Consider the following 12,770-nt stretch of genomic DNA (forward strand, 5'->3'; position numbering starts at 1 on the left):
CGCACGCACCACACGGGCACTCAACGATGAGCACGAAGGCGTGTTCGGGAGGGACGTCATGACCGATATCAAGAACGCGGAGAAGGCGCCGACGGCGTCACCTCCGCCGGGCGGACGAGCCGAGCGGCAGACGCGCGGCTCCGGCGCACGCAATCGGACCACCATGCTCGTGGTCCTCGTAGGGCTCATCCTCGCGGTGGCGCTCTTCCTCTTCATGGTGACGCGGGCCCCCGCCGACACCAAGCCGACCACCATCGGCTTCAGCCTCAACAGCTTCTTCATCTGGCTCGGTGGCCTCAGCCCCCTCGTCCAGATCCCGCTCGTCGTGGTCGCGTTCGGCGCGGTCGTCGGGCTCCTGCTGCTGCTCATCGAGTACGCGCCCCGCTCCGGCAAGGGCTACTTCTGGCTGCGGCTCATCGCCTGCTTCGGCATCCCGGTGCTCGCGTTCATGCTGCTGCGCCCGTACCAGAACGCCGTCATCTACGTCCTCGGCATCGCGATCCTCCTCGGGGCGATCCTCTTCTACGCCGACTACCGCTCGCGCCAGGGCGCGGGCTACCTGTTCCAGCTGATCCTGTTCGCGGCCCCCGCCTCGATCCTGCTGCTGCTCGGCCTGGTCTACCCGGCGATCACCACCTTCTTCCAGTCGTTCTTCGACAAGACCGGTGACAACTTCGTCGGTCTCGAGAACTACATCTGGACCTTCACGAACCCCGAGGGCTTCTGGTCTGTCATCAACACCCTCATCTGGGTGCTGCTGGCTCCCACCATCGCCACCGCGATCGGACTGGCCTACGCGGTTTTCATCGACCGCGCGGCGGGCGAGAAGTACCTGAAGGTGCTCATCTTCATGCCCTTCGCGATCTCGTTCGTCGGGGCCGGCATCATCTGGAAGTTCGTCTACGACTTCCGCCAGGGCGACCAGATCGGTGTCTTGAACGCGATCGTCACGGCCTTCGGCGGTCAGCCGGTCTCGTGGCTGGCCGCGTCGCCCCTGATCAACACCCTCCTGCTCGTCGTCGTCTTCATCTGGAGCCAGACGGGCCTGGCGATGGTCATCCTCTCGGCCGCCATCAAGGCGGTTCCGCCGGAGCAGAACGAAGCCGCCGAACTCGACGGGGCGAGCGCCTGGGAGCGTTTCATCAACGTCACCGTCCCCGGCATCCGGTCCTCGCTGATCGTCGTGCTGACCACCATCGCCATCGGCGCCCTGAAGATCTACGACATCGTCGCCGTCATGACCGGTGGGCGTAACGACTCGACCGTCCTCGCCTTCGAGATGGTCAATCAGCAGCAGCGTTTCCAGAGCTACGGGCACTCCGCGGCGCTGGCCGTGGTGCTGTTCATCTTCGTGCTGCCGCTGATCATCTTCAACGTGCGCCAGATCCGGAAGCAGAGGGAAGTGCGATGACCACCTCGACCGTGGTGATCGAACCCACCACCGACACCCGCTCCGCCCGCCAGGTGGCACGCGACACGCGCAAGCACGAGGCGATGGCGCGCAAGCGCCTCACCTCGAAGGGCGCGACGATCGCGGCCGTCGTGATCGCCTTCTTCTGGACGATCCCGACCTTCGGCCTCTTCGTCACCTCGTTCCGCCCGGGTTCCGACACCCAGTCGTCGGGGTGGTGGACGGTCTTCACCGACCCGTCGTTCACCCTGGAGAACTACCGCCTCGCCCTGACGTCGGGAGGGACCGCGCTCACGCTCGCGCAGTCGTTCCTGAACTCGTTGGCGATCACGATCCCGGTGGTGCTGTTCGCCCTCGCGGTCGCGTCGCTCATCGCGTACGCGTTCGCGTGGATCGATTTCAAGGGCCGCAACTTCTTCTTCATCTTCATCTTCGCGCTGCAGATCGTGCCGCTGCAGATGGCCCTCGTGCCCCTGCTGAGCCTGTTCTCGCGCGGTCTGACGATCAACGAAGTCACGATCTTCCCGGGCTTCGACCTGCGCGGCGTGGAGCACAGCTTCGCGACCGTGTGGATCGCGCACGTGATCTTCGCGATGCCGCTGGCCATCTTCCTGCTGCACAACTTCATCGCCGAGATCCCGGCCGAGGTGATCGAGGCCGCTCGTGTCGACGGAGCCGGCCACGGGCAGATCTTCTTCCGCCTCATCCTGCCGCTCGCGGCTCCCGCGCTCGCCTCGTTCGCGGTGCTCGAGTTCATCTGGGTGTGGAACGACCTGCTGGTGGCGACGATCTTCGCGCCATCGTCATCGTTGCCCCTCACCCAATCGCTCAACTCGCTGTCGGGTACCTGGGGCGACCAGTGGTTCCTCCAGTCGGCGGGAACGTTCATCTCGATCCTGGTTCCGCTGATCGTGTTCTTCCTCCTGCAGCGCTTCTTCGTGCGCGGCCTGCTGGCGGGTGCCACGAAGGGCTGAGCCCGTCACGACCCGAGGGGCGCGGCATCCGGAAGGGTGCCGCGCCCCTCGGCGTTCCCGGCGGGGCGCGGCGCCCGCCGCCGCTCAGGTTCCGGGGCGCTGTGCGCCGACACGGACCCCGCGGCCCACAGAGCGAGCCCGCGGATGAAAGCGATCCGCGCGTATGACGGGTTCTTCGTCGCGGGTGCCGTTATGCGTGGGGGCCAGAGGGGGCGGATGCCGTGTGGCGGGGGAGCGTTCGCGTCAGGCGCTGCAGGAGAGGCGCGACTGGATGTCGCGCATGGCGTCGAGCTCGGCCGACTGGCCGGTCACGATCGCGCCGGCGACCTCTTTCACACGCGCGTCGGAGCCGAGCTCGATGACGGCCTGAGCCATGGGGATGGCGCCCTGGTGGTGGCGGATCATCAGCTCGAGGAACAGGCAGTCCGCGGGGCGCCCCTGATCGCTGCGCAGCTCGTCGAGCTGGGCGTCGGTGGCCATGCCCATCTCGGAGAGCAGCTGCTCCTGCGTGAGCGCCGCGGTGTCGCCGTGGCTGTGCTCGCCGGACTTCTCCATCCACGTCATGAGCGGCTGGCTCGAGGACTGGGGGAGGCCCCACTGCACGAGCCATCCGTACATCTCGCCGCGCTGGCCGGATTGGGCGGTGGCGATGTCGTACGAGAGCGTGCGGAGCTCGTCGTCGTCGGTCTTGCGGTAGATCTCCATCGCCATGAGCACGGCCTGCGTGTGGTGCACCTGCATGTCGCGGGCGAAGCCGGCTTCGGCCGAGTTCTCGCCCGGGTGCGCGGGCGCCGCCGTCGCGCCGAACGCCGTGAAGCGTCCGACCGCGAAGGCGACGGCGATCACGGCGACCGCGACGAGGGCGACGACGACCCAGCGGACCGCGGGACGCGCGACCGGGGCGTCGTCGCTCATCAGGCCTTGCCCGGACCGTCGATGGCGCCCGAGCACGCGGCGTTCGGCTCGGGGGCGTTCTGGCTGCGCCAGTACTCCGTGAAGAACTCCGTGATGCGCGGGTCGTTCGGGTCGTCGAGTTTGAGCTGGTGGTTCCACGCGCTGACCGCGATGGGGGTGTCCATGTCGGGGTAGGGCGAGAGCAAGGCGTAGCTCGAGGGCATGACCGCCTTGAGGGCGTCGATGCCGGCCTGGTCGACCCGCGCGGGGTCGTAGGTGATCCACACGGCGCCGTGTTCCATCGAGTGCACCGCGTTCTCGTTCTGCTGGGGCTGCGTGTAGACGCCGCAGTTGAGCCAGATCGGGTTGTGCGGTCCGCCGGCGGGCGGGTTCTGCTCGTACGTCACCGCGCCCTGCACGTGGTCGGAGCGGTTCTGGAACGTCTCGACGCCGCTGATCTCGCGGCCCGTGCTGTTGCCGGCCTGGTAGCTGGTCGGGGGAGCGGGGGCGAAGGCGAACGAGGCGATGACGAGGCCGATCACCGCGACGGCGGCCGTAGAACCCACGACCCACCACACGAGCTTGCCGCGCTTACGCTTCGCGACCTGCTTCTGGTACTCGGCCAGCTTCTCCTGGCGCTTCTGCTCACGCTGCTGCTTGACCGTGAGGTCGATCTGGGCCTGCTTGGCCGGGTTGCCGCTGGCTCGTTTGTCGGAGGGGGAGGTCATGCGCTGTGTTCTGTCTCTCTTCGGGGCGGGACACATCGGCATCCGCCGACGCCCCCAGCCTATGCGGGTGAATGGGCCGATGGCCTGGGAGGAACCCGCGAGCCCGGGATGGTGGGGTGCGGGTGGTCACGGTAGTATGACGATGTCGAATCGATTCGAGGTTCGACGATCCCCCTCTTTTCTCAGCCCGATTTCGTCGGGCTGTCCGTGTTGCGAAACGAAACCAGACGCGTGCTCGATACTGCCTCCCACCCCGTCATCCCCTCGTCGTCCCGCCCCCCGCAGACGAACACCGGCGCGATCCGCGCGATCGGCAAGAACCCCGCCACGGCGCCGATCGTGCTGCACCCGGGCGACGCCATCCCGGCATCGCGGCGCTTCCTGTACATCCTCGTGCTCGGCGCGCTCACCGCCCTGGGCCCGTTCACGATCGACCTGTACCTGCCCGCGTTCCCCGTGCTCGAGGCCGACTTCCAGACGACGGCGGCCGCGATCCAGCTCACGCTGACCGGCACGATGATCGGCTTCGCGCTGGGGCAGCTCATCGTGGGACCGCTCAGCGACAAGGTCGGCCGCCGCCTGCCGTTGCTCTCGGTCACGGCGCTGCACGTGGCCGCGAGCATCTTCGCGGCCTCGGCGCCCACTCTCGAGACCCTCTCGATCGCCCGCGTGCTGATGGGCGCGGGCGCGGCCGCCGGTGGAGTCGTGGCCGCCGCGATCATCCGCGACCTGTTCGGTGGCCGCCGCCTCGTGGTCATGCTGTCGCGCATGGCGATGGTGTCGGGGGTGGCGCCCGTGCTCGCACCACTCGCCGGCTCGGCCCTCCTGCTCGTGATGAACTGGCGCGGCATCTTCGTGGTGCTGGCCGTGTACGGCGCCGTCATGCTCGTCTCGGCGATTCTGTTCGTGCCCGAGACGCTCCCTCCCGCCCGCCGCGGGGGTCCCGGCGCCACCACCGTCTGGCAGCGCTACGCGAGCGTCTTCCGCGACCGCGTCTTCATCGGCGTGCTCATCATCGGGGCGATGACCTTCAGCGGGCTGTTCTCGTACCTGTCGGCATCCTCGTTCCTCTTCCAGGTGACCTATCAGTTCAGCGCGCAGGGATACGGCGTGCTGTTCGCGGCCAACTCGATCGGCGTCGTCGTGGGTGTGCAGGTGGCTTCGCGCCTCGCCGCCCGCTTCGGGCCGCAGTGGGTTCTCGCCGTGTCGACGGCGGTCCTCGTGCTCGCCGGCGGCGCGATCGTGCTGACCGACCAGCTCGGCCTCGGGCTGTGGGGAACCATCGTGCCCCTGTTCTTCTTCATGACCGCGTGCGGTTTCACCTTTCCGTGCGCTCAGGTGCTCGCGCTCGATCGCCACGGCAAGGCCGCGGGGACCGCGCAGTCGATCATCGGCGCGGCGAACTTCGGTGTGGCCGGCATCATCTCTCCGCTGGTGGGCCTGCTCGCCACCGGTTCGGGCATCACGGCCACGACCATGGCCTCGGTGATGCTGGGCTGCGCCCTCATCGGCGTGCTGTCGCTGTGGATCCTGGTGCGTCCGCGCACGGTCGAGCGTCTCGCGCCCTGATCGCCGCGGCGGCCGGGTCCTCGGCCCGGCCAGCGCGAGCAGCGAGCCGGGAGGGATCGCGATCGCCGCAGAGCGGGATGGCGCCGACGCGGTGGCCGTTGCCGGGCTCGCGCGGCGCACACAGTAGCAGAGCCATCCCCGGGGGACGCGCGCGATGCCCACCCATTCCGTCGTCGTCGCGGGGGCGGCATCATGAGGCGATGGACGCCTCCGCGATCGACGACGTGCTCGACACGCGCCCGCAGCGCTTCCGCGCGACGGTGGGCGTGGTGCTCATCGCCCTCGCGTGCGCGCTGGGCGCGTGGGTGTTCTTCCGCGGGCCCAGTCCCTTCGCGATCGACGTGTGGTGGAACCAGCTCTTCGCGTCCACCCCGTCTCAGCCCCTGCTGGTCTTCGCGATCGCGATGGACGCCGTCGGAGGCCACCTCACCGCGGTGCTGATCGTGCCCATCCTCGGTGCGCTGGCGCTGTACCTGTCGCGCCGACGCTGGTCGGCGCTGTACTTCCTGACCGCTTCGGTGGGAAGCGCTCTGCTCGTGCAGGTGGTCAAGCACACCTTCGGCCGCGCGCGGCCGGAGGACATCCTCATCGTCAGCGATTACGGATCATTCCCCTCGGGGCATACGGCGAACGCGGCGACGATCGCGGTCGTCGCGGCCGTGCTCTTCCCGCACCTCTGGGTGCGGATCGTCGGTGTCGCCTGGGTCGTGCTCATGGCCTTCAGCCGCACGTACCTGCACGCGCACTGGCTCTCGGACACCGCGGGCGGCGCGCTGATCGGCGCGGGTGCGGCGCTGATCCTGGCGGCGGCGTTCTCGCGACTTCGGGCGCGGGACGAAGACCGTCTCGCGATGCGGCGGGCGCGCAAGGCGGATGCCAGGGCGGCGGCCGCGTCGTAGGCTGTCGCGCATGAGCGAGCCCGGCGACGTGCCCTCCGTACCCTCCGACGAGCCCACGACGGCCGACGCTGAGGTCGCGCGGCTGCGCGCCGAGGCGGAGGCGGCCGAGGCCGAACTGCGACTCGCGCGGGCGCGAGCCGACCTCGCGGCGGCGGAGGCCACCGCGGCGGCGGCGCGGGCTCGAGCGGCCGGGGGAGCGGCGCCCGGCCCCGCGCCGGTCGTGCCGCCGGAGGAGCGCGATGCCCCAGCCCCAGCCCCGGCCCCAGCCCCGGCCCCGGCCGCGCCCGCATCGGCACCCGTGAGCGCCGCCGAGCCCCCGGCCCCGGCCCCGACCGAAGCCCCGGCCCCCACCGAAGCCCCGACCCCCGCAGCCCCCGTCGAGGGCCCGCTCTCCGCCGCCCAGGTCGACAAGATCGCCGCGGGGTACGTCGCCACCGGAGCCGCTCTCGACCTGGGCGTGCTCGTGAACGGCGGGCCGGTGGCATCCGTCCCCGTCCGCATCCCCCTCGCGATGACCAATCGGCACGGGCTCGTCGCCGGGGCGACGGGCACCGGCAAGACACGCACGCTGCAACTGCTCGCCGAGCAGCTGTCCGAGAACGGGGTCCCGGTGTTCGCCGCCGACATCAAGGGCGACCTGTCGGGTCTCGCGGCCGAGGGCACCTCGAGCGAGAAGCTCCTCGCGCGTACCTCCGCGCTCGGTCAGGACTGGTCGGCGCGGTCGTTCCCGACCGAGTTCTTCGCCCTCGGCGACGACGTCGGTTCGGGGATCCCGGTGCGGGCGACCGTGTCGGGGTTCGGTCCGCTGCTGCTCAGCCGCGTGCTCGGGCTGAACGCGACGCAGGAGTCCAGCCTGGGCCTCGTCTTCCATTACGCCGACGAGAAGGGGCTGGCGCTCGTCGACCTCTCGGACCTGCGCGCGGTGCTCACCTACCTCACGAGCGACGAGGGCAAGGCCGAGCTCAAGGGAATCGGCGGGCTGTCGGCGGCGACCGCGGGTGTGATCCTGCGCGAGCTGGTCGCGTTCGCGGCCGTGGGCGCTGACAGCTTCTTCGGTGAGCCCGAACTCGACGTCTCGGTGTTCCTGCGGACGGATGCCGCGGGGGCGGGCATCGTGAGCCTGCTCGAGGTGCCGAACGTGGCGGCGCGGCCCGAGCTGTACTCGACCTTCCTCATGTACCTGCTCGCGGAGCTCTACGAGGCGCTGCCGGAGGTCGGCGACGTCGACAAGCCCAAGCTCGTGTTCTTCTTCGACGAGGCGCACCTGCTGTTCCGCGACGCGTCGAAGGCGTTCCTCGAGGCGATCACGCAGACCGTGCGGTTGATCCGGTCGAAGGGCGTGGGCGTGTTCTTCGTCACGCAGACGCCCAAGGACGTGCCCGGAGACGTGCTCGCCCAGCTCGGCTCGCGCGTGCAGCACGCCCTGCGCGCGTTCACCCCCGACGACGCCACCGCGCTGCGCGCGTCCGTCCGCACGTACCCGGATTCGGGATACGACCTCGAGCGCGTGCTGCAGGAGCTCGGGACCGGCGAGGCGATCATCACGGTCATGAGCGAACGGGGAGCCCCCACGCCCGTGGCGTGGACGCGCATCTTCGCCCCGCGCGCCTCGATGTCGCCCATCCCCGCCGAGGCCATGGCGGCGGCGGTGTCGGCATCCCCCCTCTTCTCCACCTACGGCACCCCGATCGACCGTGAGTCGGCGCGCGAGATCCTCGGCGCCCGCATGCAGGCGGCGGCCGAGGCCGAGGCTGCCGCTGAACGCGCGAAGAAAGAGGCCGCCGACGCCGCCGAGTACGCGAAGCAGAAGGCCGCGATCGACAAGGCGAACGCCGAGGCGCAGAAGAAGGCGCAACGCGAGTACGACCGCATCCTGAGGTCGACCGCCGCCCCGCGCAGCCGAACGAGCGCCCCCACCGCGGGCCTCGACGGTCTGCTCGGACGCGGGGCGACCAAGAGCATCGTGAACGGCGTCATCCGCGGACTGTTCGGCAACGGCCGACGCCGCTGAATCCCGGAGGACAAAAACGGGACGGGATGCCGATCACCCGGCATCCCGTCCCGTTCTCGTCGTCGGCGGTTACGGCCGGTTCAGCTCGAGGGGCATGGTGGACGTGTCGATCAGCGGATCGTCGTCCTGACGGGCGACGAGCGCCTTCGCCTCGGCCGGGGTCTCAACCGTGGGCACGGAACCGAGCAGGGGGCGCTTGGCCGTCTCGGGCATGGCCAGGAGCGCGACCAGCCCCATCGCGGCGAAGAACATGATGTAGAACGCCGGCATGAGCGTGTTGCCCGTCCAGTCGATCAGCGCCTGGCTGAACAACGGGGTCGTGCCGCCGAACAACGACACCGACACGTTGTACGCGATCGCCATCGCCCCGAAGCGCGAGGCGGTGGGGAAGAGCGCGGGCAGAGTGGATGCCGCGATGCTCGCGTAGAAGGCCACCGGCACCGCCGCGAGCACCAGGGCGATCATGACGGCCCACAGCTCGCCGATCTGCATGATCAGGAAGGCCGGAATCAGCAGGACCAGAGCGGACCCGGCGGCCGCGACGTAGATGGGTTTGCGGCCCACCCGGTCGCTGAGCCGGCCGAAGATCGGCAGCATGGCCGACATCAGCAGAAGGACGGGGATGGTCGCGACGGCCGAGCCCACGTTCGAGATGCCGACTTCTTTCTCGAGGTAGACCGGCATGTAGCTGGTGAGGGCGTATCCCGCGGTGTTGGTCGCCGCGACGAGGGCGATCGCGATGAGCAGGGACTTCCAGTGGTGCCGCACGATCCCGGCGAGGCCCTGGCGGGACATCGGGTCGTCCTTGTCGATCTCGTTCTCGGCCTCGGCCGCGTGCGTCTGCTCGAAGGAGGGCGTCTCGGGGATCTTCAGGCGGAACCAGATCGCGACGATGCCGAGGGGGATGGCGAGCAGGAACGGGATGCGCCATCCGTACTCGGTCATCGCGTCGGGGCCCGAGACGTTCGTGACGATGGCCGTGGTGATGGCCACCGCTCCGGCACCGGCGGCGAACCCGACGTAGGAGCCCACGTCGAGCCACGACGACCAGAAGCCGCGCCGCTTGTCGGGGGAGAACTCCGACACGTAGGTGGTCGCTCCGGCGTACTCCCCACCGGTGGAGAAGCCCTGGACCATCTTCAGCAGATAGAGGGGGATGATCGCCCAGAGCCCGATCTGCGCCGAGGTGGGCAGGATGCCGATGAGCGCGGTGGCCGAGGCCATCATCGCCATCGTGAGGAAGAGCACCTTCTGCCGACCGATGCGGTCTCCTAGGGGGCCGAGGACGAAACCGCCGAAGGGGCGGACGAGGAAGGAGATCGCGAAGCCGAGCAGCGTGACGAGCAGGCCCCACGGGTCGGGCAGGTCGGAGGCGAAGACGGCGGTGAGCGTGACGGCGAGGTAGCCGTAGATGCCGAAGTCGAACCATTCCATGAAGTTGCCGACGACGGTGCCGCCGATGGCGGTGCGCACGCGCTTCTTGTCGACGACGATGACGTCGTCGACTTCGAGCCGGGGGGCTTCGGATGCCGAGGGGGATTTCTCGTTCATCCTTCTAGCGTTACCCGATCCGCGTTTCGTTTCCAGTCCGAGGCATGCGCGGGGCGGTCGTGCTAACAAGGCGTGTCGGGCGGTCGTCAAGCCCCCGGCGATGTCGGACGTCCGGCGTACGGTGTCGGGCATGACCGAGCTCTCCGCCCCCACCGGCCGCGAACCCGCGCTCGTCGCCCAGCCCCGCTCCGACGGGACGGCTCCGAGGGCCCTGGTGCTCGGCGCCACCGGCTATCTGGGCGGCAGGCTCGTTCCCCGCCTGCTGTCGGCGGGCTACCGGGTGCGCGTGCTCGCCCGCGATCCGCGACGGGTCGAGGCCTTCCCCTGGGGCGACGACGTCGAGACCGCCGCGGGGGATGCGACCGACGCCGAGGCCGTCCGTGCGGCGGTCGAGGGCGTCGACGTGCTCTACTACCTCATCCACTCCATGGGCAGCGCCCGCGACTTCGAGGCCACCGACCGCGTGGCCGCCCAGACCGTCGCCGACGCGGCGTCCGCGGCATCCGTCTCTCGCATCGTGTACCTCGGGGGCCTGCACCCCGATGACGCCACGCTCTCGGCGCACCTGCGATCGCGCGTCGAAGTGGGACAGATCCTCCTGCACAGCGGTGTGCCGACCCTCGTGCTGCAGGCGGGCGTCGTCATCGGGTCGGGCTCGGCGTCCTTCGAGATGGTGCGCCACCTCACCGACGTGCTGCCGTACATGCCCGCACCCAAGTGGGTGCGCAACCACATCCAGCCGATCGCCGTGCGTGACGTGCTGCACTACCTGCTTGGCGCCGCGCGCGTGGCCCCCAACGTCAACCGGGCGGTCGACATCGGCGGGCCCGACGTGCTGCGCTACGGCCAGATGATGAACGGCTACGCGATGGAGGCCGGATTGCCCCAGCGCGCGATCGCCTCGCTGCCGGTGCTCACGCCCCGCCTCGCCTCGCACTGGGTCAACCTGGTCACCCCGATCCCCAAGTCCATCGCTCGGCCGCTCGTGGAGTCCCTGCAGAACGACTGCGTGGTCAAAGACCGCGCGATCGACGACCTCGTGCCCCGCCCCGAGGGCGGGCTCATGCCGTACCGCGAGGCCGTGCGCCGAGCGCTGGGGCGCGTGAACGACGACGCGATCGAGACCAGTTGGCAAGACGCCGAGGTGTCGGGTGCCCCGAGCGATCCGCTGCCCAGCGACCCCGAGTGGGCCGGTCGACTCGTCTACACCGACATCCGCACCATGACGACGAAAGCGAGCGCCGCCCAACTGTGGTCGGTGATCGAGGGGATCGGCGGAGAGAACGGCTGGTACTCCTCGCCGCTGCTCTGGGCGATCCGCGGCTGGATGGACCGTCTGGTCGGCGGGGTGGGCCTCGCCCGTGGCCGCCGCAGCCGGTCGGTGGTCACCGTGGGCGACGCCCTGGACTTCTGGCGCGTCGAGGCGATCGAACCGGGTCACCTGCTGCGCCTGCGCGCCGAGATGAAGGTGCCGGGAGGCGCGTGGCTCGAGCTGCGGGCCACGCCCGAGGGCGACGGTGCGCGGTTCGACCAGCGGGCCCTCTTCTTCCCGACCGGGCTCGCCGGGCGGCTCTACTGGTTGTCGGTGCTGCCCTTCCACGGGCTGATCTTCAGCGGCATGGCCCGGCGCATCACCGCCGCCGCCGAACACGTGCAGCGCGACGACCTCGCCCCGAAGGCGAAGGCCGGACGCATCGCCCCCGAGATCGCCGAGGTCGAGACGACCGCGGCTCCCTCGGCCTAGGCCGATCGCGTCCCGAGACCGGGCCCACGCCATCGATCGCGCCCGTAGGCTGAGCCGCGTGCCCCATCACGCTCGCGTCCTGACCGTGTCCGATCGCTCGGCAGCGGGCCTCCGCGAAGACCGCGGGGGACCCTTGGCCGTGTCGTTGCTGCGCGAGGCGGGATTCGACTGCGCCGACGCGGTCGTGGTCGCCGACGGGGTCGACAGTGTCGCGACCGCCCTGCGTGCGTTGATCGCGGAGGGGACGGGGCTCATCGTCACGACCGGCGGCACGGGCATCGCCCCCACCGACCGCACGCCCGAGGGCACAGCACGCGTGCTCGACCGCGAGATCCCCGGCATCGCCGAAGAGCTGCGGCGCCGCGGGCTCGCCGACACGCCGATGGCCGTCATCTCGCGCGGCCTCGCGGGCATCGTCGACCCGGGCACCCTGATCGTCAACCTTCCCGGGTCGACCCGTGCCGTGGCATCCGGGATCGCCGTCATCGCCGAGCTCGCGCCCCACGTGCTCGACCAGCTCGCCGGAGGAGACCACTCATGAGCGCCGTCCGCATCGCCCGCCTGTCCGAGACGCCCCTCGACCTCGACGCCCACCTCGACGCCGTCGAGGACTCGTCGTCGGGAGCGGTCACCACCTTCGTCGGGCGCGTGCGCGACATCGACCCCGACGCTTCGGGCGCCGTCGTGGCGCTCGAGTACAGCGCGCACCCCGATGCCGAGCAGACCCTGCACCGCATCGCCGAAAGTGCGGCCGCCGGCACCGACGCGATCGTCGCCGTCAGCCACCGCGTGGGCCGGCTGGGCGTGGGCGAGGCGGCGGTCGTGATCGCCGTGGCATCCGGTCACCGCGCCGAGGCGTTCGAGGTGTGCCGCATGGTGATCGAGACGATCAAGACCGACCTGCTCGTCTGGAAGCGCCAGGTCGAGGCCGACGGCACGACGGAGTGGAAGGGCCTGGGCGGCTAAGAGCCGCGGGCGACGCGGCCGGG

General features: G+C 70.2%; 11 protein-coding genes. 8 read left to right on the forward strand and 3 right to left on the reverse strand.

What is annotated here, in order from left to right:
* Positions 1 to 58: 58 nt before the first annotated feature.
* Positions 59 to 1,411 (forward strand): carbohydrate ABC transporter permease, encoded by a 1,353-nt coding sequence (locus BLS25_RS10585; protein WP_371129334.1) that lies wholly within the window; start codon positions 59 to 61, stop codon positions 1,409 to 1,411.
* Complete coding sequence (locus BLS25_RS10590) at positions 1,408 to 2,385, forward strand: carbohydrate ABC transporter permease (RefSeq protein ID WP_056230304.1); 978 nt, start codon at positions 1,408 to 1,410, stop codon at positions 2,383 to 2,385. Before BLS25_RS10585 ends, BLS25_RS10590 begins: the two co-directional genes overlap by 4 nt.
* A gap of 243 nt (positions 2,386 to 2,628) precedes the next feature.
* Here the strand turns inward: BLS25_RS10590 and BLS25_RS10595 are convergent, their stop codons facing one another.
* A complete protein-coding gene (locus BLS25_RS10595; RefSeq protein WP_074695564.1) occupies positions 2,629 to 3,300 on the reverse strand; it encodes a DUF305 domain-containing protein in 672 nt (223 codons plus the stop codon).
* A complete protein-coding gene (locus BLS25_RS10600; RefSeq protein WP_056230298.1) occupies positions 3,300 to 4,007 on the reverse strand; it encodes a DUF3105 domain-containing protein in 708 nt (235 codons plus the stop codon). Before BLS25_RS10600 ends, BLS25_RS10595 begins: the two co-directional genes overlap by 1 nt.
* 231 nt (positions 4,008 to 4,238) lie before the next feature.
* Here BLS25_RS10600 and BLS25_RS10605 point away from each other — a divergent pair, with 231 nt between their 5' ends.
* The 3 genes from BLS25_RS10605 to BLS25_RS10615 all read left to right on the forward strand — a co-directional run bounded on the left by BLS25_RS10605 (position 4,239) and on the right by BLS25_RS10615 (position 8,486).
* Entirely contained in the window at positions 4,239 to 5,576 is a 1,338-nt protein-coding gene (locus tag BLS25_RS10605; protein WP_176786351.1) for a multidrug effflux MFS transporter, read from the forward strand.
* A gap of 200 nt (positions 5,577 to 5,776) precedes the next feature.
* Positions 5,777 to 6,475: a phosphatase PAP2 family protein gene (locus BLS25_RS10610; RefSeq protein WP_074695566.1), complete on the forward strand. Its 699-nt coding sequence runs from the start codon at positions 5,777 to 5,779 to the stop codon at positions 6,473 to 6,475.
* A 10-nt stretch (positions 6,476 to 6,485) separates the two neighbouring features.
* On the forward strand, positions 6,486 to 8,486 hold the full coding sequence (locus tag BLS25_RS10615) for a helicase HerA-like domain-containing protein (protein ID WP_074695567.1): 2,001 nt from the start codon (positions 6,486 to 6,488) through the stop codon (positions 8,484 to 8,486).
* Between the two features lie 69 nt (positions 8,487 to 8,555).
* On the opposite strand, the gene BLS25_RS10620 is transcribed toward BLS25_RS10615, so the two are convergent.
* Complete coding sequence (locus tag BLS25_RS10620; RefSeq protein ID WP_056230286.1) at positions 8,556 to 10,037, reverse strand: MFS transporter; 1,482 nt, start codon at positions 10,035 to 10,037, stop codon at positions 8,556 to 8,558.
* Positions 10,038 to 10,167: 130 nt separating this feature from the next.
* Here BLS25_RS10620 and BLS25_RS10625 point away from each other — a divergent pair, with 130 nt between their 5' ends.
* From BLS25_RS10625 to BLS25_RS10635, 3 genes are read left to right on the forward strand one after another with little or no spacing between them, the layout of a single operon-like run.
* Positions 10,168 to 11,781 (forward strand): SDR family oxidoreductase, encoded by a 1,614-nt coding sequence (locus tag BLS25_RS10625; RefSeq protein WP_074695569.1) that lies wholly within the window; start codon positions 10,168 to 10,170, stop codon positions 11,779 to 11,781.
* Positions 11,782 to 11,839: 58 nt separating this feature from the next.
* On the forward strand, positions 11,840 to 12,322 hold the full coding sequence (locus BLS25_RS10630; RefSeq protein ID WP_074695571.1) for a MogA/MoaB family molybdenum cofactor biosynthesis protein: 483 nt from the start codon (positions 11,840 to 11,842) through the stop codon (positions 12,320 to 12,322).
* Complete coding sequence (locus tag BLS25_RS10635) at positions 12,319 to 12,747, forward strand: molybdenum cofactor biosynthesis protein MoaE (protein ID WP_074695573.1); 429 nt, start codon at positions 12,319 to 12,321, stop codon at positions 12,745 to 12,747. Before BLS25_RS10630 ends, BLS25_RS10635 begins: the two co-directional genes overlap by 4 nt.
* Positions 12,748 to 12,770: the final 23 nt, after the last annotated feature.

Origin of the sequence: Microbacterium testaceum StLB037 (assembly GCF_900104345.1) — a bacterium.
Lineage (GTDB): Bacteria > Actinomycetota > Actinomycetes > Actinomycetales > Microbacteriaceae > Microbacterium > Microbacterium testaceum_A.